This window comes from Pseudomonas sp. CAM1A (genome assembly GCF_047501685.1).
Classification (GTDB): Bacteria; Pseudomonadota; Gammaproteobacteria; order Pseudomonadales; family Pseudomonadaceae; genus Aquipseudomonas.
Genome location: NZ_JBFNXP010000006.1, coordinates 51,625 through 77,865, shown reverse-complemented (window position 1 = coordinate 77,865; position 26,241 = coordinate 51,625). Strand labels below are relative to the sequence as shown.

Annotated in this window: 28 protein-coding genes; 16 read left to right on the top strand and 12 right to left on the bottom strand. The window is 66.5% G+C overall.

Features of this window, described 5'->3' with window-relative positions; translation table 11 throughout:
- Window positions 1-392: 392 nt before the first annotated feature.
- Window positions 393-1,157: a secretin N-terminal domain-containing protein gene (locus tag ABZO33_RS15840; RefSeq protein ID WP_172670884.1), complete on the bottom strand. Its 765-nt coding sequence runs from the start codon at window positions 1,155-1,157 to the stop codon at window positions 393-395.
- A gap of 172 nt (window positions 1,158-1,329) precedes the next feature.
- Here ABZO33_RS15840 and ABZO33_RS15835 point away from each other — a divergent pair, with 172 nt between their 5' ends.
- Window positions 1,330-2,772 carry a SulP family inorganic anion transporter gene (locus ABZO33_RS15835; protein WP_414536806.1) on the top strand — a complete coding sequence of 481 codons (1,443 nt, stop codon included), beginning with the start codon at window positions 1,330-1,332 and terminating at the stop codon, window positions 2,770-2,772.
- 66 nt (window positions 2,773-2,838) lie between these two features.
- Here the strand turns inward: ABZO33_RS15835 and fusA are convergent, their stop codons facing one another.
- Both fusA and ABZO33_RS15825 read right to left on the bottom strand, forming a co-directional pair.
- Entirely contained in the window at window positions 2,839-4,953 is a 2,115-nt protein-coding gene (gene fusA, locus ABZO33_RS15830) for an elongation factor G (RefSeq protein ID WP_414536805.1), read from the bottom strand.
- A gap of 68 nt (window positions 4,954-5,021) precedes the next feature.
- On the bottom strand, window positions 5,022-5,450 hold the full coding sequence (locus tag ABZO33_RS15825) for a hypothetical protein (protein WP_414536804.1): 429 nt from the start codon (window positions 5,448-5,450) through the stop codon (window positions 5,022-5,024).
- A 164-nt stretch (window positions 5,451-5,614) separates the two neighbouring features.
- Between ABZO33_RS15825 and ABZO33_RS15820 the strand changes: the two genes are divergently transcribed.
- The gene (locus tag ABZO33_RS15820) at window positions 5,615-5,917 is read left to right on the top strand and encodes a hypothetical protein (protein WP_046855047.1); all 303 of its coding nucleotides are present in this window, start codon (window positions 5,615-5,617) and stop codon (window positions 5,915-5,917) included.
- Window positions 5,918-5,920: 3 nt separating this feature from the next.
- On the opposite strand, the gene ABZO33_RS15815 is transcribed toward ABZO33_RS15820, so the two are convergent.
- From ABZO33_RS15815 to ABZO33_RS15805, 3 genes are all read right to left on the bottom strand, one after another.
- A complete protein-coding gene (locus tag ABZO33_RS15815) occupies window positions 5,921-7,171 on the bottom strand; it encodes an aspartate aminotransferase family protein (protein WP_414536803.1) in 1,251 nt (416 codons plus the stop codon).
- 205 nt (window positions 7,172-7,376) lie between these two features.
- Entirely contained in the window at window positions 7,377-7,757 is a 381-nt protein-coding gene (locus tag ABZO33_RS15810; protein WP_046855049.1) for a glycine zipper domain-containing protein, read from the bottom strand.
- A 73-nt stretch (window positions 7,758-7,830) separates the two neighbouring features.
- A complete protein-coding gene (locus ABZO33_RS15805) occupies window positions 7,831-8,010 on the bottom strand; it encodes a hypothetical protein (RefSeq protein WP_186733683.1) in 180 nt (59 codons plus the stop codon).
- Window positions 8,011-8,187: 177 nt separating this feature from the next.
- Here ABZO33_RS15805 and ABZO33_RS15800 point away from each other — a divergent pair, with 177 nt between their 5' ends.
- Window positions 8,188-8,538 (top strand): hypothetical protein, encoded by a 351-nt coding sequence (locus tag ABZO33_RS15800; protein WP_414536802.1) that lies wholly within the window; start codon window positions 8,188-8,190, stop codon window positions 8,536-8,538.
- A 26-nt stretch (window positions 8,539-8,564) separates the two neighbouring features.
- On the opposite strand, the gene ABZO33_RS15795 is transcribed toward ABZO33_RS15800, so the two are convergent.
- The gene (locus tag ABZO33_RS15795) at window positions 8,565-9,017 is read right to left on the bottom strand and encodes an Lrp/AsnC family transcriptional regulator (RefSeq protein WP_414536801.1); all 453 of its coding nucleotides are present in this window, start codon (window positions 9,015-9,017) and stop codon (window positions 8,565-8,567) included.
- A 112-nt stretch (window positions 9,018-9,129) separates the two neighbouring features.
- Here ABZO33_RS15795 and ABZO33_RS15790 point away from each other — a divergent pair, with 112 nt between their 5' ends.
- Both ABZO33_RS15790 and ABZO33_RS15785 read left to right on the top strand, forming a co-directional pair.
- A complete protein-coding gene (locus ABZO33_RS15790) occupies window positions 9,130-9,744 on the top strand; it encodes a LysE family translocator (RefSeq protein WP_414536800.1) in 615 nt (204 codons plus the stop codon).
- 61 nt (window positions 9,745-9,805) lie between these two features.
- Window positions 9,806-10,273: an FAD/FMN-containing dehydrogenase gene (locus tag ABZO33_RS15785; protein ID WP_414536799.1), complete on the top strand. Its 468-nt coding sequence runs from the start codon at window positions 9,806-9,808 to the stop codon at window positions 10,271-10,273.
- Between the two features lie 18 nt (window positions 10,274-10,291).
- On the opposite strand, the gene ABZO33_RS15780 is transcribed toward ABZO33_RS15785, so the two are convergent.
- Window positions 10,292-11,041, bottom strand: coding sequence for an SIR2 family NAD-dependent protein deacylase (locus ABZO33_RS15780; protein ID WP_414536798.1), 750 nt, complete (start codon window positions 11,039-11,041; stop codon window positions 10,292-10,294).
- Between the two features lie 127 nt (window positions 11,042-11,168).
- Here ABZO33_RS15780 and ABZO33_RS15775 point away from each other — a divergent pair, with 127 nt between their 5' ends.
- From ABZO33_RS15775 to ABZO33_RS15760, 4 genes are all read left to right on the top strand, one after another.
- Complete coding sequence (locus ABZO33_RS15775; protein WP_031315336.1) at window positions 11,169-11,381, top strand: PLDc N-terminal domain-containing protein; 213 nt, start codon at window positions 11,169-11,171, stop codon at window positions 11,379-11,381.
- A gap of 90 nt (window positions 11,382-11,471) precedes the next feature.
- Complete coding sequence (locus tag ABZO33_RS15770; protein ID WP_367858849.1) at window positions 11,472-11,891, top strand: RidA family protein; 420 nt, start codon at window positions 11,472-11,474, stop codon at window positions 11,889-11,891.
- A 117-nt stretch (window positions 11,892-12,008) separates the two neighbouring features.
- Window positions 12,009-12,509, top strand: a complete 501-nt coding sequence (locus ABZO33_RS15765) for a GNAT family N-acetyltransferase (protein ID WP_414536797.1) — start codon at window positions 12,009-12,011, stop codon at window positions 12,507-12,509.
- 176 nt (window positions 12,510-12,685) lie between these two features.
- Window positions 12,686-13,564 carry a DMT family transporter gene (locus ABZO33_RS15760; protein ID WP_414536796.1) on the top strand — a complete coding sequence of 293 codons (879 nt, stop codon included), beginning with the start codon at window positions 12,686-12,688 and terminating at the stop codon, window positions 13,562-13,564.
- Between the two features lie 7 nt (window positions 13,565-13,571).
- Here the strand turns inward: ABZO33_RS15760 and ABZO33_RS15755 are convergent, their stop codons facing one another.
- Window positions 13,572-14,486, bottom strand: a complete 915-nt coding sequence (locus ABZO33_RS15755) for an AraC family transcriptional regulator (RefSeq protein WP_414536795.1) — start codon at window positions 14,484-14,486, stop codon at window positions 13,572-13,574.
- Between the two features lie 102 nt (window positions 14,487-14,588).
- On the opposite strand from ABZO33_RS15755, the gene ABZO33_RS15750 reads away from it, so the two are divergent.
- Genes ABZO33_RS15750 through ABZO33_RS15730 form a run of 5 tightly spaced genes read left to right on the top strand, consistent with a single transcriptional unit; the run spans window position 14,589 to window position 19,027 of the window.
- Entirely contained in the window at window positions 14,589-15,149 is a 561-nt protein-coding gene (locus ABZO33_RS15750; protein WP_102684087.1) for a carboxymuconolactone decarboxylase family protein, read from the top strand.
- Window positions 15,150-15,197: 48 nt separating this feature from the next.
- Entirely contained in the window at window positions 15,198-16,262 is a 1,065-nt protein-coding gene (locus ABZO33_RS15745; protein ID WP_414536794.1) for an acyl-CoA dehydrogenase family protein, read from the top strand.
- Window positions 16,259-17,080: an ABC transporter ATP-binding protein gene (locus ABZO33_RS15740; RefSeq protein ID WP_414536793.1), complete on the top strand. Its 822-nt coding sequence runs from the start codon at window positions 16,259-16,261 to the stop codon at window positions 17,078-17,080. Before ABZO33_RS15745 ends, ABZO33_RS15740 begins: the two co-directional genes overlap by 4 nt.
- A complete protein-coding gene (locus ABZO33_RS15735; protein ID WP_414536792.1) occupies window positions 17,067-18,272 on the top strand; it encodes an ABC transporter substrate-binding protein in 1,206 nt (401 codons plus the stop codon). The genes ABZO33_RS15740 and ABZO33_RS15735 overlap by 14 nt, the downstream gene beginning before the upstream one ends.
- Window positions 18,272-19,027 (top strand): ABC transporter permease, encoded by a 756-nt coding sequence (locus ABZO33_RS15730; RefSeq protein ID WP_414536791.1) that lies wholly within the window; start codon window positions 18,272-18,274, stop codon window positions 19,025-19,027. The genes ABZO33_RS15735 and ABZO33_RS15730 overlap by 1 nt, the downstream gene beginning before the upstream one ends.
- Before the next feature lie 96 nt (window positions 19,028-19,123).
- On the opposite strand, the gene ABZO33_RS15725 is transcribed toward ABZO33_RS15730, so the two are convergent.
- The 3 genes from ABZO33_RS15725 to ABZO33_RS15715 form a co-directional block, all read right to left on the bottom strand.
- The gene (locus tag ABZO33_RS15725) at window positions 19,124-21,292 is read right to left on the bottom strand and encodes a TonB-dependent siderophore receptor (RefSeq protein ID WP_414536790.1); all 2,169 of its coding nucleotides are present in this window, start codon (window positions 21,290-21,292) and stop codon (window positions 19,124-19,126) included.
- Between the two features lie 149 nt (window positions 21,293-21,441).
- Window positions 21,442-22,284, bottom strand: coding sequence for a TIGR03915 family putative DNA repair protein (locus ABZO33_RS15720; protein WP_414536789.1), 843 nt, complete (start codon window positions 22,282-22,284; stop codon window positions 21,442-21,444).
- Window positions 22,281-23,501, bottom strand: a complete 1,221-nt coding sequence (locus tag ABZO33_RS15715; protein ID WP_414536788.1) for a putative DNA modification/repair radical SAM protein — start codon at window positions 23,499-23,501, stop codon at window positions 22,281-22,283. The genes ABZO33_RS15720 and ABZO33_RS15715 overlap by 4 nt, the downstream gene beginning before the upstream one ends.
- Window positions 23,502-23,714: 213 nt before the next feature.
- Here ABZO33_RS15715 and ABZO33_RS15710 point away from each other — a divergent pair, with 213 nt between their 5' ends.
- On the top strand, window positions 23,715-24,917 hold the full coding sequence (locus ABZO33_RS15710) for a TolC family protein (protein WP_414536787.1): 1,203 nt from the start codon (window positions 23,715-23,717) through the stop codon (window positions 24,915-24,917).
- Window positions 24,918-25,005: 88 nt separating this feature from the next.
- Entirely contained in the window at window positions 25,006-26,232 is a 1,227-nt protein-coding gene (locus tag ABZO33_RS15705) for an efflux RND transporter periplasmic adaptor subunit (RefSeq protein WP_414536786.1), read from the top strand.
- The last annotated feature ends 9 nt before the right edge of the window (window positions 26,233-26,241 follow it).

The following is a 26,241-nucleotide window of genomic DNA, read 5'->3' as shown; positions in this document are numbered from 1 at the left end:
GCGAACGGGGAAGTGCGAAGGGGAAGGGTGGGCAGGCCAGGCGAAGGTGTGCCCTGCAGGTTGGCTCGTGGATGCCTTGCTGCGGTGCGACGCGATTGCCAGAACTGCGGTGATGCGCTTCCGTCCCTCGGGACAACTTCTTCGTTGCAGTCGCAATCCCGTCGAACCGCCTTGTGGGCCGTATGGACACGAGGTGCCTCCACGGTGGGAGAAACGCACCTCGAAGACCCTTGCCAGGGCCTCTGATTAGCGGGAGCGAGGCCATCATGCCCTTGGCGAAAAGAGCCTGTCAAACACTTTGTAGTGCTTTTTTCGGCTTACTACATATTTGGTCTAATGCGACTTGGCGGTCAGTTTCAAGGCCCTTGGTCGAGGCCTTGAATTGTCTGGGGTCAGTCGAGAAGGTCGACTTTGACCCGCAAAGTCATGTTTTCACCGCGCTGGGTGCTGTAACTGAGGCTTGACGCGCTGCGTTCGGACTGACTCTGCTGGTTGAACCCGGCCAGGGTGATCCACTCGCCGAGCTTGCCGGTGACGGTCGTGTCGGTGCTCTGCACTTTCACTACATCGGCACGTTCCTGGCTCATTCGATCATTATTGGTGCTGATTTGCAGGCGAACCGTGTCGCCGCTCAGGCGTGGCGTGACGTAGAAACCCTGGGTCACGTTGCGGTATTCGGTGTTGCTCTGGATGCGCCCGTAACCGTCGGTGGAGCTACTGGTGACGGGGATGCTCTGGCCCACCTGGATCAGCGCCGGCTGGCCGTCGCTGGCCTGCACCTGCTGCATGCCGCCTTCGCGGTTGGCGGTGCCGTAGTGGATCACGCGGGCATTGCCGCGGTTGTCCTGGAAGTTGCTGTCGTTGTTGTCGACGCTGATCAGCAGGCGTTTGGGCGCCGTGTCGAGCTGTTGCAGCAGGGCGCGCAGGTCGTCGATGCGTTCCTGGCTGGCGTTGACGATCAGCTTGTCCTCGAAGGTGCTGACGCTGCCGTCCTTGCCGAGGAAGGACTGGGCGGCGGGCAGCAGTTCGGCGCTGCTGCGGTGTTGCAGGGGAATGACCTCGGTGGCGGCCTGGGCGGTAAGGCTGGCGGCCAGCAGCAGCGAGGCGAGGAGGGGGCGTAGCGGCATGTCCATGATCTCCGCGGGTGGAATGGACATGATGGCAAATTTGTTGGCATCTTGCTGGTTGTGGATCACAGCGGCAGGCACAGGTCGGCTTTTCAGTGGTTGTAGTCAGGCAAATTCCGTAACATCGCGGCCCTCGACTTCAGGCTCACTCCTCAGGCGCTCCCACACAACGTTCTGCGCCGGGGCTGCTTACAGGACCCCCATGAAACCCGCACGCCTACGCGCCGACCTGCTCGCCGGCCTCACCACTTCGTTCGCCCTGGTACCGGAGTGCATCGCTTTCGCCCTGGTGGCCCACCTCAACCCGCTGATGGGCCTGTACGGCGCCTTCATCATCTGCACCCTGACCGCGCTGTTCGGCGGCCGCCCGGGGATGATCTCCGGCGCCGCCGGCTCGATGGCGGTGGTCATCGTCGCCCTGGTGGTGCAGCACGGCGTCCAATACCTGCTGGCCACGGTGCTGCTGGGCGGGTTGGTGATGATCCTGTTCGGCGCGCTGCGCCTGGGCAAACTGGTGCGCCTGGTGCCGTACCCGGTGATGCTCGGCTTCGTCAACGGCCTGGCCATCGTCATCGCCCTGGCCCAGCTGGAGCACTTCAAGGAAGGCGAGCACTGGCTCAGCGGCGCGCCGCTGTACCTGATGATCGGCCTGGTGGCGCTGACCATGCTGGTGGTCTACGTGCTTCCCAGGCTGACCCGCGCCGTGCCGCCAGCGTTGGTGGCGATCCTCGGCGTCGGCCTGCTGGTCTATCTGCTGGGTCTGCCAACCCGCACCCTCGGCGATATGGCGCACATCGCCGGCGGCCTGCCGACACTGGCGCTGCCGGACATCCCCTGGAACCTCGAGACCTTGAAAATCATCGCGCCCTACGCGGTGCTGATGGCCATGGTCGGCCTGCTGGAAACCCTGCTGACCCTGAACCTCACCGACGAGGTCACCGAGAGCCGCGGCTACCCGGACCGCGAGTGCGTGGCCCTGGGCGCGGCCAACATGGTCTCGGGCCTGTGCGGTGGCATGGGCGGCTGCGCGATGATCGGGCAGACCGTGATCAACCTCAGCTCCAATGGTCGTGGCCGACTGTCGGGCGTGGTGGCCGGGGTGATGATCCTGCTGTTCGTGCTGTTCCTGTCGCCGTTGATCGAGCGTATTCCGCTGGCGGCGCTGGTGGGGGTGATGTTCGTGGTGGCCCAGCAGACCTTCGCCTGGGCGTCGCTGCGGGTGCTGCACAAGGTGCCGGTGAGCGATGTGCTGGCGATCATCGCCGTGACCGTGGTCACGGTGTTCACCGACCTGGCCACGGCGGTGCTGTTCGGCATCGTCATCGCGGCCATCAATTTTGCCTGGCAGCACGCGCGCGAGCTGTATGCCGACAGTCATGAGGACGCCGAGGGGAGCAAGCATTACCAGGTGCATGGCACGCTGTTCTTCGCATCGACGACGCCGTTTCTCAACCAGTTCGATCCGGCCAACGATCCGGCCAAGGTCACGCTGGATTGCCAGCACCTGAGTTTTGTCGACTACTCGGCGATCGCGGCGCTCAAGACCCTGCGTGAGCGCTATGCCAAGGCGGGCAAGCATTTGCGGGTGGTGCACCTTTCCGAGCGCTGCAAGAAGCTGCTCAAGCGGGCAGGGGAGCAGCACTGACGCATCGCGGGGCAAGCCCGCTCCCACGTGACGTCTGGTGGGAGCGGGCTTGCCCCGCGATTTGCGTTATGCCTCCCCGCGATTCTTCTTGACGATCCCATCGGCAATGCTCGCCGGCGCCTCGGCGTAGCGGGTGAACTCCATCGAGAAGCTCGCCCGGCCCTGAGTCATCGAGCGCATCGAGGTGGCGTAGCCGAACATCTCGCCCAACGGCACCTCGGCACGGATCACCTTGCCGGCCGGGGTCTCGTCGCCATCCTGGATCATGCCCCGGCGCCGGCTCAGGTCGCCGAGGATATCGCCCTGGTACTCCTCGGGCGTCACCACCTCGACCTTCATCACCGGTTCCAGCAGCACCGCGCCACCTTTCTGCGACAGCTGCTTGGTGGCCATGGAGGCGGCAATCTTGTAGGCCATCTCGTTGGAGTCGACGTCGTGGTACGAGCCGTCGAACACCGCCGCCTTGAGGTTGATCAGCGGGTAGCCGGCGAGCACGCCGTTCTTCATCTGTTCCTCGATGCCTTTCTGGATCGCCGGGATGTACTCGCGCGGCACCACGCCGCCGACGATCTCGTTGACGAACTCCAGCCCTTCCTTGCCTTCGTCGCCCGGGGCGAAGCGGATCCAGCAATGGCCGTACTGGCCGCGCCCGCCCGATTGGCGAACAAAACGCCCTTCGATCTCGCAGGTGTTGCGGATCTTCTCGCGGTAGGCCACCTGAGGTTTGCCGATATTGGCCTCGACGTTGAACTCGCGGCGCATGCGGTCAACGATGATGTCCAGGTGCAGCTCACCCATGCCGGAGATGATGGTCTGGCCGGTTTCCTCGTCGGTCTTGACCCGGAACGACGGGTCCTCCTGGGCCAGCTTGCTCAGGGCGATGCCCATTTTCTCCTGATCGCCCTTGGTCTTGGGCTCCACCGCCACCGAGATCACCGGGTCGGGGAAATCCATGCGTTCAAGGATGATCGGCTTGTCCATGTCGCACAGGGTGTCGCCGGTGGTCACGTCCTTCATGCCGATCAACGCGGCGATATCGCCGGCGCACACGTCCTTGATCTCGGCGCGCTGGTTGGCGTGCATCTGCACCATGCGGCCGATGCGCTCCTTCTTGCCCTTGACCGAGTTGAGCACCGCATTGCCGGAGCTGAGCACGCCGGAATACACCCGGGCGAAGGTCAGGGTGCCAACGAACGGGTCGGTGGCGATCTTGAAGGCCAGGGCCGAGAACGGTTCGTTATCGTCGGCGTGGCGTTCCAGATGCTTCTCTTCGTTGTCCGGGTCGGTGCCCTTGATCGCCGGGATTTCGGACGGGGCGGGCAGGTAGTCGATCACCGCGTCGAGCATCAGCGGCACGCCCTTGTTCTTGAACGATGAGCCGAGGATGGTCGGCACGATCTCGTTGGCGATGGTGCGTTGGCGCAGGGCTGCCTTGATCTCGTCGACGGTCAGTTCTTCACCTTCGAGGAACTTCATGGTCAGTTCGTCATTGGCTTCGGCGGCGGCTTCGATCATGTGCGCGCGCCATTCGTCCGCCAGCGCCTGCAGTTCGGCGGGGATCTCTTCTTCGCGGTAACTGGTGCCGTGGTCGGCATCGTTCCAGTAGATGGCTTTCATCTTCACCAGGTCGATCTGGCCGATGAAATTTTCCTCGCTGCCGATGGCCAGCTGGATCGGCACCGGATGGTGGCCCAGGCGCTGGTCGATCTGTTTGACCACACGCAGGAAATCCGCGCCCTGACGGTCCATCTTGTTGATGTAGGCCAGGCGCGGCACATGGTACTTGTTGGCCTGGCGCCACACCGTCTCGGACTGTGGCTCGACCCCGTCGGCGCCGCTGAACACCACCACCGCGCCGTCGAGCACGCGCAGCGAGCGCTCGACCTCGATGGTGAAGTCGACGTGGCCGGGGGTGTCAATGATATTGAAACGGTACTTGTGCTCGAACTGCTTGGTCGAGCCCTGCCAGAAGGCCGTGGTGGCCGCCGAGGTGATGGTGATGCCGCGCTCCTGCTCCTGAGCCATCCAGTCCATGGTCGCGGCGCCGTCGTGCACCTCGCCCATCTTGTGGTTGACCCCGGTGTAGAACAGGATCCGCTCAGTGGTGGTGGTCTTGCCGGCATCCACGTGAGCGACAATGCCGATGTTGCGGTACAGCTCGATGGGGGTCGTGCGGGCCATGGCGGGTCACCTGCGGGGTGAGGATTCTCCCACGGTAGCAGAGCGGGAGAATCCTGCCGGGGCGACCGTCAGTCGGCGAGCACCTGCAACTGCCACTGGCCGTCGGTTTCGCGGGCCAGGCCGCTGGCCGGCAGCAGGGCCAGCAGGCGTTCGTGCAGGGCAGCGTCGGTGAAGGCCTTGAGGGTGGCCATGTCCAGTGCGCCGACGGTGATCAGTTCGGCCTTGGTGTAGGACAGCCAGGCCTTCTTCAGCACCATCAGCACGTCGCTGCCGGCGGTGCTGGCGAAGCGCCGGTGCAGGGTGCGGCCTTCCAGTTCGAAGCTGTGGCGGTGGCTGTAGGTGCTCTCGTCGCCATTGCCCTCGACGCAGCGGTGGCAGCGGCAGGGGCCGTCGCCGAAGGCGTTGCGCAGGTAGGCGTTGAAGTCCACGACGGGCTTGAGGGTCAGGCGTTTGTCGACCTCGAACAGGTCGGCGATCAGGGGTTGTTCGGCGCTCACTCGGTATCCTCGCGTGGTCTGGCGTGCATCGGCGGGCACCCTAACAGATCGGGGCATTCAGATCACCTTTTGCAGGCCTCGCGATGAGGGCGCTAGAGACAACCACGGTCGTCTGCCGTACCCTTGGCGCCACTATCCGCCCCAATACCCCGAGGTAACCCCGCTTGAGCAGCAAGTACCCCTACATCGCCACCGTAACCGTCAGCGCCGAAGACCGTGGGGGCGACACCGAGGCTTCGGAAAACAGCAACATGCGCGTGGGCCTCGAGGCGGTAACCGAAGTGCTGAAGAAGGTGCATTTCGTCGGAACGCTCGCGGCACCGGAAAAAGGCGCCACGCACATCTGCGTCACGCTGGAGAACGGCCTCACTTACTACGGCCTGATCGTCAACGGTCACGCCGAACTCGAAGGCGGCTGGATCGCCTTCGAATGCGACATGCCCACCCCCGAAGAGCTGGGCCTGTAAGCCTTACCCCAGCTCAGCCAGGCAATGCTCGAGGATATCCAGCCCTTCCTCGAGCACCTCGGCCTCGATGGTCAGCGGCGCCAGCAGGCGGATGATATGCCGCGCCTTGCCACTGGGCATCAGCAGCAACCCCTTGGCACGCGTCGCCTCCAGCACCTTGGCCAACTGCGCCGGTGCCGGGCTGCCATCGCCGTTGACGAACTCCAGCCCGCGCATGGCGCCGACACCGGTCAGGCGGCCGAGCGAACTGGACAATCCTGCAGCTTTCCAGCGTGCATGGCGTGCGACGATGGCCTGTTCCTGGCGTTCGCCCCAGGTGGCGAGGTTGTCATCGGTCATCTGCGCAAGGCTCGCCAAGGCCGCCGCACAGGCAATCGGATTGCCCGAGTAGGTACCGCCCAGGCCGCCCTTGGGCAGCGCGTTCATGATCTCCTGACGGCCGACCACCGCGCCCAGGGGCATGCCACCGGCGATGCTCTTGGCCAGCAGCAGCAGGTCCGGCTCGATACCTAATCGGGGGAAGGCGAAACGCTGCCCGGTGCGGCCAAAGCCGGACTGGATCTCGTCGATGATGATCAGTATCCCGTGACTGTCGCAGAAGCGGCGCAAGGCCTGGGCGAAGCTCGGATCAAGGGCGAGGAAACCACCTTCACCCTGCACCGGCTCGAAGATGAACGCCGCCACGTCCTCCACCGCCAGTTCCACGCTGAACAGGCGCTCCATCGCCTTGAGCGCCTGTTCGCAGCTCACCCCGGTATCCGGGCTGGGGTAGGGCAGGTGATAGACCGGGCCTGGCAGTTCCCCCACGCGTTGCTTGTATGGGGCAACCTTGCCATTGAGGTTGAGGGTGGCCAGGGTGCGGCCATGGAAGCCGCCGTCGAAGGCAACGATGGCGCGCTTGCCGGTGGCGCCGCGGGCGACCTTCAGCGCGTTTTCCGCCGCTTCCGCGCCGCTGTTGGTGAGCATGCCGGCCAACGGGTAGCTGACCGGGACAAATTCACGCAGGCGCTCCATGAGCTCCAGGTAGGGGCCGTGGGGCGCCGCGTTGAAGGCGTAGTGGGTCAGGCGCGTGGCCTGCTGCTGGATCGCTTCGACCACCGCCGGATTGCAGTGGCCCAGATTGAGCACGCCGATGCCGCCGACAAAGTCGATGTAGCGCTTGCCGGTGATATCCCAGACTTCGGCATTGCGACCATGGGAAAGCGTGATCGGGTGAACGATGGCAATGGACTGGCTGATGCTTGGCTGATTCATGTGCGCGGCGCCTGTGATTCGATGGCGTGAATATCGAAGCGTGCCGGGTTATCCGCAAACGATTTATTGGATTGCTGTCATTCCTTTGATTCATGAATTTCTGCGGGGCGCTGGCTAGCGCTGGAATCGCGCCAAAGCAAAAGGCGGCTGTCCCTTAGGGGCAGCCGCCTTTTGCTGTTTGGCTTCGAGCCGTCGACCGTCGGGATCAGTGGCGACGTTTGTGCTTGCGGTTGTTGTCGCCCATGTGGTTGCCGATGGCGCCACCGGCCGCGCCGCCCAGGCCGGCACCGATGGTCGAACCGTTGGAGCCGCCGAGCTTGCCGCCGATCAGCGAACCGCCCGCCGAGCCCAGGCCACCGCCGATGGCCGCTTCGGTACGGTTGCCCTTGCGCGCGCCCACCGCGCTGCCGGCCGCGCCACCGAGGCCGGCGCCGATGGCCGCACCGGTGCTGCCGCCGATCTGTTTGCCCACCACGTTGCCGAGGGCGCCACCCAGGCCGCCGCCGATGGCTGCGGTGCCGTCACCGGCGAAAGCGCCCTGGCAGAGCAGCAGGCCGAGGGCGAGGGAAGGCAGAGTCAGACGCATGTTATGAACCTCAGGGGAGTCATCAGGGGTAGATTGCCGCACGGTCGCGGCGAGTCAGGGTTGCAAGGACGTTTCAGCGGTAGTAGCGGTCACGGTACTGGCGGTCGTCATCGTCGCGGTCATGGCGATGGTGGTGACGGTGGCCGCGGTCACGGTCGCGCCAGCCATCGTCATCGTCGTGGTAATGGTTGCTGTAGCAGCCACCGAGCAGCAGCAGGGTGGCGACCATGGAAAGGCTTGCAAAGCGTTTCATCACGTTATAGGTCCTTGATCCGCAAGGGTTTACGCGGTACATCCTGAGACACGAGGCGGTCAATTTGGTTCTTTGTCGCGCAAGATTTTATTGCGGCGGCGATGAACGGCGGCGGTGATTCACCTGATGCCCCGGCAGTGCTAGAGTCACCTTCTTTTTTTGTCCCGAGGATGGAACATGCGAGCAATTCTGCCGATCACCGTGGCGCTGCTGCTGGCGGGCTGTGCATCGTCGACCATGGAAGCGGCGCGCAGCGGCGCACCCACCGCGCAGCTGGATTCGCACAAGACGCCGGATCTGGTGGCCCAGTGCATCCAGTTCAGTTGGCAGGAAGAGAACACCTTCGGGGTCGACGCCAGCGGCTACCTGGAGGCCCGCAAGCAAGGCGGCTTCACGGTGTACACCCGCGAGGCCGAGTCGTTCGTCGACGTCTACGCCCAGGCCGGCGGCACGCGGGTCGACTACTACGCGCAGAAGAACGACGGCATGGCCCTGCGCCGGCGCGCGGCAGCCGCCACCTGCCTGTAGGCCGCATCCGGACAGTGGCCCCGGGGTCACATCGGCAGCAGCCGGTCCTGAATCACTTCCTTCATCACCAGCGTCGAACTCAGGCGTTTCACATTGGGAATGCTGGTCAGTTGCTCGTCATACAGCTTCTGGAAGGCCGGCAGGTCCCTGGCCACCACGTGCAGCAGGTAGTCGGGGTCGCCGAACAGGCGTTGGGCCTCGACGATCTGCGGTATCTCCCCCAGCGCCGCCTCGAAGTCCGCCACCGGCTGGCGGGTCACCTCGCGCAGGGTCACGAACACCAGCGCGGCGAAGTTCAGGCCCAGAGCTGCTGGGGCCAGGCGGGCGTGATAGCCGAGGATGGCGCCTGAGTCCTCCAGCGCCTTGAGGCGCCGGTGGCAGGGCGACAGGCTCAAGCCCACACGCTCGGCCAGGTCGGTCACTGACAGGCGCCCATCTTTTTGCAGCTCGGCAAGGATCTTTCGATCGGTTCGATCCATGGGGAAGATTCTTCCAATGTTTGGCTTGTTCCGGGGAATATACGAAAGAAAATCCCTGGGCGATATCCGTAGTCTTTCTTTCACCGAAACCTGTGTGAAAGGAAGGCTCGAAATGGCCATGAGTGTACTGACGGCGTTCTGGGCCGTTTCCCTGCTGTTCGTGATCACCCCCGGCGCCGACTGGGCCTACGCCATCTCGGCCGGCATGCGCGGGCGTTGGGTCGTGCCGGCGGTGGCGGGCATGCTGTCGGGGCATCTGCTCGTCACCCTGGTGGTGGCTGCCGGGGTCGGCAGCCTGATTGCCGGTCACCCGCTGGCGCTGACCTTGCTGACCTTGGCGGGGTGCATCTACCTGCTGTGGCTGGGCGGCAACCTGCTGCTGAGCCCGGCAGTACCCGAAGCGGGCGCGGGTGGTGAACAGGACTCGGGGTCGCGCTGGGCATTCAAGGGCCTGTGCGTCAGCGGCCTCAACCCCAAGGTGTTCCTGCTGTTCCTGGCCTTGCTGCCGCAGTTCACCGACCCGCAGTCGAGCTGGCCGTTGCCGCTGCAGATCCTGCTGCTGGGGTTGGTGCACCTGGGCAGTTCGCTGGTGATCTACCTGATGGTCGGCTTTGGTGCCAAGGCTGTGTTGCGCACCCGGCCCGCCGCGGCGCAGGCAGTGGGGCGTTTGTCTGGCGCGGTGATGATCCTGATTGCCGTGGGGCTGATTGCCGGGCAATTGCGCTGAGCCTGTCAACGGCGGCGGCTTGGGCTATGCTGACGGCCCTCACGAACCGGACTCGACCCTCATGAAATACGCCGCCGCACTTCTGCTCAGCCTGCTGGCGCTCGTGGCCCACGCCGCGCAACCTGGCGAAACCCTCGCGCCCTGGACTTTGCTCGACCAGTACGACCAGCCCTACAGCCTGGGGGCCGACACCCGCATCCTGCTGGTCGCCCGCGACATGGATGGTGCCAAGCTGGTCAATGCGGCCCTGGCCGAGCAGCCCAAAGGCTACCTGGAGGCGCGGCATGCCGTGTTCGTCGCGGATATCCAGCGCATGCCGGCGCTGATCAGCAAGCTGTTCGCCATCCCGGCCATGCGCGACTATAGCTATCGGGTACTGCTCGACCGCGAAGGCCGGGTCGCCAGCCGCTATGCCGGGGACGAAGGCAAGGTGCTGTGGCTGGCGCTGGATCACGGCGTGATGGCAGCGCGCAACAGCTACGCCGATGCCGATGCCTTGAAGGCTGCGCTGGACCAGGCTGGCCGCTGAACCGGCCTGCCCGGTAGCTCAGGCGAAGGCCTGGCGCAGCAGTTGCGGCAGGACCTCGCCCGCCTTGCCGGGCAGCATGAACGCCCGCGGGTGCTCGCAGGGCACAGGCTGCGGATTGACATGCACCACCGTTGCCCCTGCCGCCAGTGCCATGCGAGGTATCGAGGCCGCCGGCTGTACAAGGCCTGAGGTGCCTACCGACAGCAGTACATCGCACTGCTGCGCGGCGGTGAATGCCTGCTCCAGCGCCGCCTCGGGCAACATCTCGCCAAACCACACCACACCGGGGCGCAGCGGCCCGGCGCAGCAAGCGCAGCGCGGTGGTTCCATACGGCAGCCGTGAGTGGCCTCCTCGGGCAGCGCCACGGGCTCATCCGCCGGGCGCGCGCAGTCCAGGCAGCGAAAGGCATCCAGCCGCCCGTGCAGATGCAGCACGGCGCGGCTGCCGGCGCGTTCGTGCAGGTCATCGACGTTCTGCGTTATCAGGGTCAGTTTCGGCACCTGCGCCGCCAGCGCGGCGATGGCCAGGTGGCCTGCGTTGGGCGTGGCCTTGGCGATCCCGGCGCGGCGCATCTGGTACCAGCCCCAGACCAGCGCCGGGTCGGCGCGAAAGCCCTCGGCGCTGGCCAGCTGCGCCGGGTCGAAGCGCGCCCACAGGCCGGTCAGCTTGTCGCGAAACGTGGCGATGCCACTTTCCGCGGACACCCCGGCTCCGGTGAACACCACCACGTGGCGGGCCTGGGCAAGCAGCGTCGGATCGAATGGCATGAGGGCTCCCAGGGTGCGGTGCAGGGCGGCCGATCACTGTGCCAGTGGGCCATGGGCCGGACAAGATCCGAGTGAACCCTCGGCGCGCGCGACAACCCAAGCCAGTACAGCCAATAGGAGAAGACTCATGGAAATCGGAACAATCTGGTTCGTTGTCGCGCTCGTCGTCATCCTTCTGGAAATCTGGGCCATCTGGCACATCATCGGTAGCGACCGGCGCGCCGAACGCAAAATGCTATGGGTGGTGTTCGTCGTCTACGCGCCGTTCCCGGGCCTGTTGTTCTGGGCCTGGCGTGGGCCGCGCGCGGTGAAGGGCAGGGCGGTGTTGCAGGAAAAATAGGCGCCGATCAAGGTGTGGCGGGCGGGGCTTGACCTCGACTTAACCTGAGGTTTGATACTCGGCCACTCTTTCCATCGATGGAGCGATACCATGACCCAGCCAGCCGCCTTTGCCCTGAGCAACCCCGAGGGCCTCTACGACCCCAGTGGCAATGCCTATTCCCACGTCGCCGAGGTACGCGCCGGCAGCCGCCTGCTGTATATCGCAGGTCAAGGCGGTGAGGACCTGCAGGGCAAGTTGTCGGCACGTTTCGACGAGCAGGCGCGTCAGGCCCTGGTGAACCTGAAGATCGCCTTGGCTTCCCGTGGGGCAACGCTGGAGCACGTGTGCAAGCTCACCCTGCTGGTGGTTGACCATTCCGAGGCACGGCTGCGCCAGTGGGTGGCCGAGGCCGAGCGTGCCTGGGGCGGCAGGATGACCCCGACCTGCACCTTGATCCCGGTGCCGCGCCTGGCGCTGGACGGCATGCTGGTGGAAGTGGACGCGGTGGCGGCCCTGCCGCAGGCGTGACAAAACCCGCATCCATCGTCGTGGCAACGAGCCGCGAGGATGGATGCGCCGCCGCCGCGCTGCAAACGCCTGAGCGCCGAGGTAGACTCGCGCTCCCGCATTCATCGAGCCTGTTCCATGACCCTCCCTGTCGAACTGCTCCAGACCGGCCCCGAGCATGCCGACCTGGTGCGCAACCTCTACCAGTTCTACGCCTACGAGTCCTCTGACTGGGAGCAGGAAGATGTCGAGGCGGATGGGCGCTTCTACCTCCACGAGCCGCACTTCAGCCGCTACTGGCAAACCCCGGGCTGGAGCGCCAGCCTGATACTGGTGGACGGTTTCATCGCCGGCTTCCTGCTTATCGAGCGCAGCGAGCTGCCCGGCATTGACGCCTGGGAGCTGGCCGACCTGTTCGTGCTCAAGAAGTATCGCCGCCAGGGCGTGGGCCTGGCGGTCGCGCGGCGCACGCTGTGGGAGGGTCAAGGCGACTGGTTGGTGCGGTGCTACGGCGAGGATGCCCCGGCCCTGGCGTTCTGTCAGGCGGTAGTGGCCGACTTGCCCCGTACGGTGCGGGAGATTGCCCTGGATGACGAGCCGTCGTTGCGCAACTTCCTGGTGACCCGGCGATTGCACTGAAAGGGCGAGCACCAGCAGGGTTTGCGCCCTCGCAGGCAGCGAAGGGATGTGGGAAAGTGGCCGATCAGCGAACGGAATGTACTGATTGGACCACAATGCTTTGTCCACCCTCTGGCTTCTCTTCTAGAATCCGCCCATGCCCGGGCGCGATGCCGGGGCAATCGCCCGAGAGCCCCATGAGTTCCAGTACACCGTTGTCCGGAGTCAACCAGCCGCTGCGCGGTATCGCCCTGGTGGTGGTGGCCACCTTCCTGTTCGCCAGCCACGACGGCTTGTCGAAATTCCTCGGCGGGATCTATCCGGTGATCATGGTGGTGTGGGTCCGTTACCTGGTGCACACCTTGCTGATGGCCGGGATCTTCCTGCCCAAGGCCGGCCTTGCGGTACTGCGCACCCGCCGGCCGCTGTTGCAGACCTTGCGTGCGCTGAGCCTGCTCAGCACCAGCCTGCTGTTCACCGCCGGGCTGCAATACCTGCCGCTCGCGGAAGCCACCTCGGTCAACTTCCTCGCCCCGGTGCTGGTCACCGCATTGTCGGTGCCGCTGCTCGGGGAGCGGGTGACCCCGGGACAATGGCTGGCGGTGGTCATGGGCTTCGTCGGCGTGCTGGTAGTGGTGCATCCGGGAGGGGCGATGTTCACCCCGGCGATCCTGTTCCCCTTCGGTTCGGCCCTGGGCTTTTGCTTCTATCAGTTGCTGACGCGCAAGCTGGCGGCCCATGACAGCCCGACCACCAGCAACTTCTACGCGGGCTTGTGCAACACGCTGATCATGACGGCGCTGGTGCCGTTCTTCTGGCAGACGCCGCAGTGGCCGCATGTCCCGCTGATGCTGGCGCTGGGCGGCTGCGGGATGACCGCGCACCTGCTGCTGACCCAGGCGTTCCGCCATGCCGCGCCGGCGTTGCTGGCGCCGTTCAGCTATTGCCAGATCGTGTTCGCCGGGTTGCTGGGGTGGGTGGTGTTCGCACAGGTGCCGGACGGCACGAGCCTGGCGGGGATCGCGATAATCTGCCTCAGCGGGCTGGGGGCTGCCTGGATGCAGCGGCGGCGTTGAAAGGCCCTTACCCCGCGCGTCCTTCGTGCTGCTTGCGGTACGCCCCCGGCTGCACTCCGACGGCCTTGGCAAAGGCCCGGGTGAATGCCGCCACCGACTGATACCCGGCCTGTGCGCCTACCTGCTCGACGGTGTTGCCGGCCTTGAGCAACTGGCAGGCATGGCGCATGCGCAGCGCCAGCAGCACCTGCCCGGGGGATTGCCCGGCCAGTTCGTTGAAGCGCTTGAAGAACGCCGAGCGTGACAACCCCGCGCAGGCCGCCATGGCCTCCAGCGTCCAGGCCTGGCCTGGTGCCTCGATCAAACGCTCCAGCAAGCCGGCGAAGGCCGGCTGGCGGGCGAGGGCGACCAGCCCGCCCAGCGCCTGGCCGTCGTGTGCCTGCTGGCGCAGCACATAGAGGAACAACAGGTGGGTCAGGCGTTCGAGCAGCGCCTGGGACGGTTGCGGGCGCCGGCACTCCTCGAGGATCAGCCCGAACAGCGCCCGCGCCGCGCTGCCGGCGGGGTCGCAGGCGCGCAGCAGGATCCAGTCCGCCAGCCCGTCGACGATCAACGACGACAGCCCCGACTGGAAGTGGAAGAAGCCGCACACAAGCCCCACGCCGTCCCCGGCTTCCAGGTCCAGCGCCTGCATGCTCCGGCGCGGCTGGGCACAGGCGTCGGCGGCATTCTCGTCGCCGGACAATCGATAGGCCAGGTCACGCAAGAGGAACACCGCATCGCCGCTCTCCAGGCGCAGCGGCTGCGCCTGGCCATCGATGTGCAGCCAGCAATGGCCCTGCACCACCAGGTGGAAACTGGCCCGGCCCAGGCCCTGTGTGCTGGCGTGCCAGCCGCCGCAGTAGCGGCCCACATGGAACAGGCTGGCATCGAGCTCCAGGCTCTCTAATAACCAATCGACAAGGGGGCTGGAAGAAATCATCTAATGCAAGGACTCTGGAGCAAGGAAAGGCGACTGATGAATATGGATGCTACTTCTTATAACCAACAGACTGTAGCGACCTACATCAAAGGAGACCACTCCATGTCCGCGCGCATTACTCTACACAGCCTGCAGACCGCCCCGGAAGCCGCCCGCCCGTTCCTCGAGAACGCACAGAAGAACTCCGGCTTCATCCCCAACCTGCTGGGCATCCTGGCCAACGCCCCGGCGGCGCTGGAAACCTACGTCACCGTCTCGGCGCTCAACGGCAAGTCCGAGCTGACCCTGGCCGAGCGCGAAGTGGTGCAGCTGATCGCCGCCACCCAGCACGGCTGCGACTTCTGCGTCGCTGGCCACACCGCCGTAGCCCTGAACAAGGCCAAGCTGCCCCAGGAAGTGGTCGATGCCCTGCGCGCCCGCGGCGAGCTGCCCGACGCCCGCTACGAGACCCTGGCGGCGTTCGCCCGCGAAGTGATCGCCACCCGCGGCAACGTCAGCGACGCCACCTACCAGGCCTTCCGTGAAGCCGGTTTCAGCGAAGGCAACGCGCTGGAAGTGATTCTCGGTATCAGCCTCGCAACCCTGTGCAACTTTGCTAATGTGTTCGCCCAGACGCCGCTCAACGACGAGCTCGGCAAATACCGTTGGCAGCCTTCGGCCTGACCGAGGCCTGATGCCGGCGTGCCCGGCGTTTCACAAGGAGTTAGGGACATGCTTGACCATGCATTTCGACAATGGCTGGATGCCAATGCCGAGGCCATCGACCAGGGCCAGTGCGATCCGCACCTGGTGCTGGCGCAGATCGCCGAGTCGCAGTTGCTGCGCATCGGCGTCGACCCGGCCCTGGGTGGCACGGGCGGCGACGTCAGCGAGGCGGTCGAGGCCATCGCCGCCATCGCCAGCCGTTCGCTGGCCGCGGCCTTCGTCTGCTGGGGCCAGCGCGCCTTCATCGAATACCTGCTGCAAAGCCCCAACCGTGAGCTGTGCAAACGGCTGCTGCCCGACCTGCTCAAGGGCGAACTCGCCGGGGCCACCGGCCTGTCCAATGCCATGAAGTTCCTCTCCGGCATCGAGGCCCTGCAGGTGCGTGGCCGCCCCGCGGCCGATGGCTGGAACCTCGAAGGCCGTCTGCATTGGGTGACCAACCTGCGCAAGCGCGGTTTCGTGGTGGCGGCGGCCATCGAGGATGACGCCGGCGGCGCACCGTTCGTGGTCGCCATTCCCTCCAATGCGCCGGGCCTGGAGCGCTCCGACGATCTGCAACTGATGGGCCTGCAGTCGAGCAACACCGCGGCGCTGGCGTTCCACCAGGTGCCCCTGGCCCGCGACTGGCTGCTGCATGACAACGCCCGCGAGTTCCTGCCCAAGGTGCGCCCGGCGTTCCTGGCGCTGCAGTGCGGTATGGCCATGGGCCTCGCCCGGCGTGCGCTGGATGAAGTGCAGGAGCATCTGCAAGGTCGTGGCTCGTTCCTCGAAGAGGCCCGCCAGGTGCTCAAGGAGCGCCTGGAGAATACCGTCGGCGAGCTCAAGCAGGGCCTGCTCGACGGGCGTTTCCAGGGGCAACCGGCCGCGTTGTTCAAGTTGCGCATCACCCTCGCCGAGTGCGCCGCCGACGCTGTGCAGATGGAGCTTCAGGCCAGCGGTGGCAAGGCCTACCTGACCGCCTATGGCGAAGGCTTCGCCCGCCGTTGGCGCGAGTCGGCGTTCGTGCCGATCGTCACCCCGAGCCTGGTGCAGCTGCGCGCCGAACTGCAACGCCAGGCGGCCAGCGCATGACCGAGGTGCTGCTCGAAGCCCGTGACATCAGCCTGGGCTACCCGCGCGACGGTGGCTGGCAGGCGGTGCTGGAGCAGTTCGACCTGGCGCTGGCGCCGGGCGAGGTGGTGACCATCCTAGGCCCCAGCGGGGTCGGCAAGTCCAGCCTGTTGCGCGTGCTGGCCGGGCTGCAGCAGCCCCGTGGCGGCAGCGTGCGGCTGCGCGGTGAGCCACTGCAGGGGCCGCACCCGCGCCTGGCGGTGGCGTTCCAGGACCCGAGCCTGCTGCCCTGGCTGAGCCTGGAGAAGAACGTCGCCTTCGGCCTCGACTTCGCCCGCCAGCCCAAGCTGGCGGCGGCCGAGCGGCGCGCACGGATCGACCACGCGATCGACGCGGTGGGCCTGGCCCACGCCCGTGGCCAGTACCCGGCGCAGTTGTCCGGCGGCATGGCCCAGCGCACCGCGCTGGCCCGCTGCCTGGCGCGCCAGCCCGAGGTGCTGTTGCTGGACGAGCCGTTCGGCGCGCTGGACGAGGTGACTCGCGCCGACATGCAGCAACTGCTGCTGCAACTGATCGCCACCCACAATACCGCTGCCGTGCTGATTACCCACGATATCGACGAAGCCTTGCTGCTGTCTGATCGCGTGCTGCTACTGGGCAACCACCCGGCGCGCACCCTCGGCCAGTGGCACATCGACCTGCCGCAGCCCCGCGCGCAGCGGGTCGAGGAACTGGGCGCGCTGCGCATCGAAATCCTCAAGACCCTTCGGCGGGCAAGCCGCACAGCCGAACCTACTCCATCCCCCTTGCCCTCGGAGGCTGTCCATGTGCATGGATGACTGCTGTTCCACCACGTCCCGCCGCGATTTTCTCAAGCTCAGCGCCATGCTCACTGCCGCCGGCGCCGTGCCGTTGCTGTCGAGCCTGCAGGCTCGCGCCGCCGCCGAGCCGGACGCGCCGGTGCGCATCGGCTACCTGCCGATCACCGACGCCACGCCACTGCTGGTGGCGCACAACAACGGCCTGTTCGAGGCCGAGGGCATCAAGGCCGAGCGCCCGGTGCTGCTGCGCAGCTGGGCGCAGGTGATCGAGGCGTTCATCTCCGGCCAGGTCAACGTCATCCACCTGCTGTCGCCGATGACCGTGTGGGCGCGCTACGGCAGCAAGGTGCCGGCCAAGGTCGTGGCCTGGAACCATGTCGGCGGCTCGGGCCTGACCGTGGCCCCGGACATCACCGACATGAAGCAGCTCGGTGGCAAGACCGTGGCCATCCCGTTCTGGTACTCGATCCACAATGTGGTGCTGCAGCAGATGCTCTCCGACAACGGCCTCAAACCGGTGTCCAAGCCCGCCACCGCGCAGCTGGCGGCCAACGAAGTCAACCTGCTGGTGCTGCCGCCGTCGGATATGCCGCCGGCCCTGGCCAGCAAGCGCATCGCCGGCTATATCGTCGCCGAGCCGTTCAACGCCCTGGCCGAGAACCTCAAGGTCGGCCGCGTGCAGCGCTTCACCGGCGATGTCTGGCGCAACCATGCCTGCTGCGTGGTGTTCATGCACGAGCACGACCTGAACAATCGCCCGGAGTGGTCGCAGAAGGTCGTCAACGCCATCGTCAAGGCCCAGCAGTGGACCCGCGAGCACCGTGCCGAGGCCGCGGCGTTGCTGTCCAAGGCCGGCCCCAACAAGTACACCCCGCACGAGCCGGCGGTGCTGACCAAGGTGCTGGCGCCTTCTGCCGAAGACCGTGCCGGCTACATCGCCAGCGGCGCGATCCAGCACCAGCAGTGGGACGAGAAGCGTATCGACTTCCAGCCTTACCCGTTCCCCAGCTACACCGAAGAACTGGTCAAGCGCCTGAAGAACACCCTGATCGTCGGCGAAAGCGATTTTCTCGCCGCCCTCGACCCGGCCCAGGCCGCTCGCGACCTGGTGGATGATCGCTTCGTACGCAACGCCATTGCCGCGGTGGGTGGGCCGGCGGCGTTCGGCATTGCCGAGAACTTCCAGCGTAGCGAGGAGTTTGCGGTCTGATGCGCAGGCATGTCGTGCATTGCGCCCTGGGCCTGGCGGGCCTGGCGGCGTTGCTGTTGCTGTGGTGGGCGGGGGTGCGCCTGTTCGGCGCCGCCGATGGCCTGTCGGCGCGCTTCGCGCCCCAGGCCACGCTGCAAAGCCTGGTCGAGCTGCTGGGGCAGGGCGAGGTCTACGGGCATATCTGGGTGAGCCTCGAGCGCATCCTCGTCGGCCTGCTGCTGGCGCTGCTGATCGGCGTGCCGCTGGGTCTGCTGGTGGGCAGCTATCGCCACCTGGAGGCGGCGACCACGCCGGCGTTCCAGTTCCTGCGCATGATCTCGCCGCTGTCGTGGATGCCGGTGGTGGTGATGCTGATGGGCGTGGGCGACCAGCCGATCTACTTCCTGCTGGCCTTTGCCGCGCTGTGGCCGATCCTGCTCAACACCGCCGCCGGGGTGCGCCAGCTCGACCCGCGCTGGCTGCAGTTGAGCCGCAGCCTCAGCGCCACGCGCTGGGAGACGTTGTGCAAGGTGATCATCCCCGGGGTGATCGGCCATGTGCTGACCGGCGTGCGCCTGGCCATCGGCATTCTGTGGATCGTGCTGGTGCCGTGCGAAATGCTCGGAGTGAGTGCCGGCCTTGGCTACTTCATCCTCGACACCCGCGACCGCCTGGCCTATTCGGAACTGATGGCGATGGTGCTGCTGATCGGCGCACTGGGGTTCATGCTCGATGCCTTGGCGCGGGCGCTGCATCGACGCTGGGTGCATGCCTGAGGAAAGAGGGCGCGGATTTGTGGGGGCGGCATAACGCAGCGCCCACAAAATCCGCATTCAATCAGGGTATCAAGCGCATCCCTGCGCCTGAGCAGGTCAGAAGCTGTACTTGGCGGTCAGCATCAGGTTGCGCGGATCGCCAAAGGTGTCGCCCCCGTAGTTCACCGAGCTGGAAATCGACGAGTAGTACTTCCTGTCGAACACGTTGTTGGCATTGAGCTGCAGGTCCAGGTGCTGGTTGACCGCGTAGCCGGCCATCAGGTCGGTCACCGCATAAGCGCCTTGCTCGAGGCGGTAGCGGCCGCCATCGGCCACGCTGAAATCGTTGTACATACGGCTCTGCCAGGTGATGCCGCCACCGACGCGCAGTTTCTCCAGCGGACCCTGGAAGCGGTAGGTGGTGAACAGCTTGAGCTGGTGCTCGGGGGTGTCGGAGGACAGCGGCTTGTTGACGTTGGCGGGGTTCTTGGCGTCCTTGATGGTGTGCACGCGGGCGTAGGTGTAGCCGGCACCGATCTGCCATTGCTCGGTCAGCGCGCCTTGCACCTCGAAGTCGATACCCTGGCTGCGCACCTCGCCGGAGGCTTCGTAGCAGGTGAACTGGCCCGCTCGGCAGACGCTCTTGTCGTCCACCTCGACCGCGCGGTTTTCCTGGTCGATGCGGAACACGGCAAGGCTGGCATTGAGCGCGCCATCGAAGTATTCACCCTTGATGCCTACCTCGTAGTTCTTGCCTTCGATCGGCCGTACCGGGGTGCCGCTGCTGTCCTGGCTGTCCTGTGGCTGGAAGATATCGGTATAGCTGGCGTAGACCGAGTGGTGTTCGTCCAGCTCGTAGATCAGGCCGGCATAGCGGGTGACGTTGCGGGTCACCTTGTAGTCGCCATCGTTGCTGCCGCGCTTGTCGTAGTCGTACCAGTCCAGGCGCCCGCCGAGGATCAGCTTGAGCGGGTCGGCCAGGCTCAGGCGGGTGGTGGTGTATACGCCCTCCTGGTTGATCAGGTAGCGACTGCTGCCGGTGTGCAGGAAGTCGGGCTTGCCGCCGTCGATGGGGTAGTCCATGTCGTAGGGGCTGTAGTTGCGCTCGGTCATGTCGTAGATGCGCTTGCTGGCGCCGACCACCAGCTCGTGGGTGCGCCCGAACGCTTCGAACGGGCCGCTGGCGAAGGTGTCCAGGCCCAGCTGGTTCTCGTCGTGGGCTGCCTGGTAGACCGTCCGGCTCAGGGGCTTGGCCAAGTCCCAGCGCGATTGGTAGGAGCCGCGGAACAGCGCGTTCTGCTCGCTGTAAGTGGCGTTGACCTGCAGCTTCCAGTCATTGGCCAGGCGCTGGCGCACCTCGGCGAACAGGGTGTTGATCTCCTGGTCCTTGACCTCCCAGTCGGTGGCCGGGTTGTAGGAACGCGGCAGGTCCAGGTGATGGCCGTCCAGGGCGGTGGGGATCGCGCCCCAGAACACGTTGGTCTTGTCCTTCTGGTGGGAAAGGCCGAGGGTGAGGGTGGTGTCTTCGCCCAGGTCGGCCTCGGTGATCGCGTAGAACAGCCCGTGGTCCTCCTGCTGGCCGTCACGGAAGCCGTTGGCATCCTGGTACGAGGCCACCACGCGGCCGCGCAGGGTGCCGCTGTCGTTGAGCGGGCTGGAGGCGTCCAGCTCGCCGCGGTAGTTGTCCCAGCTGCCGGCGGCACCGGTGAGGGTGACCTTCTGCTCCGCCAGCGGGCGCTTGCGCACCAGGTTGATCGCCGCCGAGGGCGTGCCGGAACCGGTGACCAGGCCGGTGGCGCCGCGCACCACTTCCACTCGATCGAACATCGCCAGGTTCGGCTGGGCACCGACCACCCAGCCGGTGTAGGCGCTGGGGATGCCGTCATACATGATGTTGTCGACGTCGAAGCCACGGGCCTTGTAGGTCTGCCGGCCCGGGCCATTGGACTGGTTGAGGAACAGCCCCGGCGTGTACTTGGCCACGTCGTTGATGCTGGTCATGCCCTGGTCATCCATGCGCTGGCGGGTGATCACCGTCACCGCCTGAGGCGTTTCACGCATGGTCAACGGCAGCTTGGTGGCGGTGGACATGGCACCGGTGGTGTACGACTTCGACCCCTCGGTGGTGCTGCCCAGGCTGCTGTCGTCGATGGCTGTGGCACCCAGTTCGATCACGGCGGGGGCCTGTTCGGCTGCCAGCGCGGGGGTGAGGATCGCCATGCAGATGGCCATGGCCAGCAGGTTGCGGGCGGGCACGAAGCGGTGGGTCGAGGGAAGCGATGACATGCCGAGCTTTATCCTTATTACTAGCGCTTATGAGAACGATTAGCAATAAGTATGTCGGGATTGCCCAGTCAAGAACAGGGCGTATGCATTGAAAATGATGAAATTTTCACATTTTCTATTCGAATGGATTGGTTTGCCTAGAGCCGTACCTATCGGTCAGTGCCTCCTGCGCCAATCCGTTTACCTTGTTGCCTGCCTATTTCCAGTGCCTGGCCGTCGCGTTGCTTGCCGTGCCGCGCCTGGCCCACCAGCTCGGGGATCAGGGGCCCTTCGGGCAGGTGGCGCCAGAAGCGTCCGGGTAGATGCTGGCGCAACGCGCCGGGGTTGAGCCGGGCAGGGTTGAAGGTGTGCCGGTAGTAGGCCAGCCACAGTTCGGCCCCGGGGTCGTCGGCATTGCGCGCCCATTGCCGCCAGTCTTCCGGGCACTGGCGGCGGTAGTCCAGTTGCGCGCCGTCGTAGCGGATGCCGTCACGCGGCGTGGCGATCAGCCAGCGCTGGCGGCCCAGGCGTTCGGCGAAGTGCGCACTGGCGCTGTCGAGGATGTCATGCGCGGGTTCGTGGTAGGCCACCAGGTCCAGTTGCAACTGCTCGGCCAGCGCCTCGGGCAGTGGCACGAAGCGCACGAAGGCATGCAGGTGATGAGCCTCGCGGCCGACCTGGCGGATGCGCCGTTGCAGTTCACTGCCCAGGCGGTCGCCGGCCAGCATCGCGGTGCGGTCGCCGTGGGCGACGCGCCACAGCACCTCGTACAACAGGTTCCAGCGCTGTTCGCCGCGGTAGCGCCCGGCCTGTTCCAGTTGGGCCAGCAGCGCCGCCGGCACCCGCGCGTGGAACGGGCCGGGGCCTGCGGGCAGGGGCGTGGGCACAGCCAGCAGGTCGTCCATCCAGCCCTGGCCCCAGGTCACCGTGGCCGGGTCGATGCCGTGGCCGAGCAGTTGCCGGGCCTGGTCGCGCCAGGTGGCGAAATCATCGCCGCAATCCAGCGCGATCATCCCCACAGCCCCATCTGCACGGGCGCCTGGGGTTCACGCAGGCGGGCGCGCAGCAGGCCGCTGCGCAGCTCGGCCTGGGCCGGGTGGTAGTCGCTGGTGACGATGAACGGGCGGGCTTTCTCCAGCACGCAGCGCAACTGGATCAGGTCGTCGTAGCGGATGCGCCGCTCCCGACGCAGGGCGACCAGGCGCTGCACGCTGCGCAGGCCGATACCGGGGATGCGCGCCAGCAACGCCGGCTCGGCGCGGTTGACGTCGAGCGGGAACACCTCGCGGTTGGCCAGCGCCCAGGCCAGCTTGGGGTCGATGTCCAGGGCCAGATTACCGGCCTCGGCCAACAGTTCGCCGGCCTTGTAGCCGTAGCCGCGCAGGAGGAAGTCGGCCTGGTACAGGCGGTGCTCGCGCAGCAGCGGCGGCGCGGCCAGGGGTACGCTGGAAGGGCTGTCGGGGATCGGGCTGAAGGCGGAGTAGTAGACCCGTTTGAGCCCATAGCCCTGATACAGCGATTCGGCATTGCGCAGCAAGGTGCTGTCGTCGGTGGCGTCGGCGCCGACGATCACCTGGGTGCTCTGTCCGGCGGGGGTGAAGCGCGGTGCCCGCGGCTCGCCGGCGACGGCCTGCTGGCCGTGGTGGATCACGCCCATGGCCTGGCGAATGGTGCTGGCGCGCTTTTCCGGGGCCAGGCGCTGCAGGCTGGCGTCGGTGGGCAGCTCGATGTTCACGCTCAGCCGGTCGGCCAGACGCCCGGCCTCCTCGATCAGCAGCGGGTCGGCGTCGGGGATGGTCTTGAGGTGGATGTAGCCGCGAAAGGCGTGTTCTTCGCGCAGCAGGCGCGCTACCCGGATCAGCTGCTCCATGGTGTAGTCGGCCGAGCGGATGATGCCTGAGCTGAGGAACAGGCCGCTGATGCAGTTGCGCCGGTAGAAGTCCAGGGTCAGGCGCACCACCTCCTCGGGGCTGAAGCGTGCCCGCGGCACGTTGCTCGAGCGGCGGTTGACGCAGTACTGGCAGTCGTACAGGCAGAAGTTGGTCAGCAGCACCTTGAGCAGCGACACGCAGCGGCCATCGGGGGTGTAGCTGTGGCAGATGCCCATGCCATCGGTGGCGCCGAGGCCGTCGCGGCCACGCGAGCTGCGCTTGGGCGCGCCGCTGCTGGCGCAGGATGCGTCGTACTTGGCGGCGTCGGCGAGGATGCCGAGTTTGGCGATGAGTTGCATGGGGTGGTCCGCTGAATACTGAATATTCATACAGTATTTCGGGATTAGCCTGATGGCAAGCCTTTGCCGAGGGCTTCTGATCCGCCAGGTCCCCGCGGAGCGCCGCAATGCTCGATTACAGAATTGTAATCTTCACGCCACCCCCCAGATAACCAAGGCTCCCTAAAGTCCCTCGCCAAAGCATTCCGCCGCTTGTCGACGAGGACTTCCACCGTGCCCATCCCCCGCAAGATAGCCTTGCTCTGCCTGTTGCTGGCCGGCCCTGCCGGCGCCGAGGGCCTGAGCCTGGACCAGGCGCTCGACGCCGCCTTTGCCCAGAACCCGGACTTCGCCGCCATCGGCCGCGAGATCGGTATCGCCGAAGGCGAGCGCCGCCAGGCCGGGCTGATCCCCAACCCCGAGCTGTCGTGGGAGGTCGAGGACACCCGCCGCGACACCAGTACCACCACCGTGACCCTCAGCCAGGCCCTGGAGCTGGGCGGCAAGCGCGGTGCGCGGATCGAGGTCGCCGAGGCCGGCCAGGCGGTCGCCCGCCTGGAGCTCGAGCGCCAGCGCAACAGCCTGCGCGCCGATGTGATCCAGGCTTTCCATGCCGCCTTGCGGGCGCAGACCGCGCTGGAGCTGGCGCAGCAGTCACAGGCGCTGACCGAGCGCGGGCTGCGGGTGGTGGAGGGGCGGGTGCGCGCAGGGCAGTCTTCGCCGGTGGAGGCCACCCGTGCCCAGGTGCAGTTGGCCCAGGCCGAAGCGGCGGTGCGCCGGGCGCGAACCGAACGCACGGTGGCCAATCAAGCCCTGGCGCGGCTGACCGGCAGCGCCGAGGCCGGCTTCGACCAACTTGACGCCACCTCGCTCTCACCAGGCCCGGCGCCCAAGGCCGAGCGCCTGCTGGCCTCGGTCGAGCAGACCGCCGAATGGCGCCTGGCCGCGGCGCAGATCGAGCGCGGCGACGCCAGCCTCGGTTCGGAAAAGGCCCAGCGCATCCCCAACCTGACCGTCAGCCTGGGGAGCCAGTACAGCCGCGAGGACCGTGAGCGGGTCAACGTAGTCGGGTTGTCGATGCCGCTGCCGCTGTTCGACCGCAACCAGGGCAACGTGTTGTCCGCCGCGCGCCGCGCCGACCAGGCCCGCGACCTGCGCAACGCCGTTGAACTGCGCCTGCGCAGCGATACCCGCAGCGCCCTGGCGCAGTGGGGCACGGCCATGGGCGAGGTGCAGGCCTATGACCGCACCATCCTGCCCGCCGCCCAGCAGGCAGTGGACACCGCCACCCGAGGTTTCGAGATGGGCAAGTTCGCCTTCCTCGATGTGCTCGATGCCCAGCGCACGCTGATCGAGGCGCGGGGCTTGTACCTCGAGGCGCTGGCCCAGGCCACTGATGCCCGGGCGCAGGTGGAACGCATCTACGGCGAGCTTTGAGCCTCGTCCCATCGCGGGGCAAGCCCGCTCCCACGCATTGCCCCGCGATGGGCCCAGAACTGCAACGACTTTTCCAGCAGGAGCAACAATGACCAACCCACGCAAGCTCGCCATCCTCGCCGCTGCCCTGGCCGTTATCGGCCTCGGTGGCGCGGCCTGGACCGGCACCCTCGGCAAGGCCGGCAGCGGCCAGGCCCAACATGACGACCACGGCGAAGCCGGCCACGGCCATGACGAAGAGAAGGACGACGGCCATGGCCACGGCGAGTCCGCAGGCGAGGGGCATGGCGAGGAGGAGGGCCAGCTGCACCTGACTGCCGAGCAGATCCGCGCCGCCGGCGTGCAGCTGGCCACCGCCGGTCCGCGCACCTTGGGCACCGCCATCAGCTTCCCCGGTGAAATCCGTTTCGATGAAGATCGCACCGCCCATGTGGTGCCACGGGTTCCTGGCGTGGTCGAGTCGGTGCAGGCCGAGCTGGGCCAGGCGGTCAAGCGCGGCCAGGTGCTGGCGGTGATCGCCAGCCAGCAGATCTCCGAGCTGCGTAGCGAACAGCAGGCGGCGCAACGGCGCCTGGAGCTGGCCCGGCTGACCTTCACGCGTGAAAAACAGCTGTGGCAGGAGCGCATCAGTGCCGAGCAGGACTACCTGCTGGCCCGCCAGGCGCTGCAGGAGGCCGAAATCGCCGCCGCCAACGCCGGGCAGAAGGTCGCCGCGGTGGCGCCGGCCGGCAAGGGCAACCGCTACGAGCTGCGCGCACCGTTCGACGCGGTGGTGGTGGAAAAGCACCTGACCGTGGGCGAGGTGGTGGACGAGACCAGCAATGCCTTCACCCTCTCCGACCTGAGCCGGGTCTGGGCTACCTTCGCCGTGGCCCCGCGTGACCTGGACAAGGTGGTCAGTGGCCGTGGCGTCAGCGTCAGCGCGCCGGACCTCGGCGCCCAGGTGGAGGGCAAGGTCAACTACGTCGGCAGCCTGCTCGGCGAGCAGAACCGCGCCGCCACCGTGCGCGCCACCCTGGCCAACCCCAATGGCGCCTGGCGCCCCGGGTTGTTCGTCAATATCGCGGTTACGGTCGAGCGTTTCGACGCTGCGGTGGTGGTCCCGGAAAGCGCCCTGCAGACCTGGGAGGCGCAGACCGTGGTGTTCGCCCGCACCGATGAAGGGTTCGCGGCCCGCCCGGTCAAGCCCGGCCGGCGTGATGCCGGCCAAGTGGAGATCCGTGAAGGCCTGGCCGCCGGTACCGAAGTGGCCGCCGCCGGCAGCTTCGTCCTCAAGTCCGAGCTGGGCAAAGGCTCGGCCGAACACAGCCACTGACCGGGGACG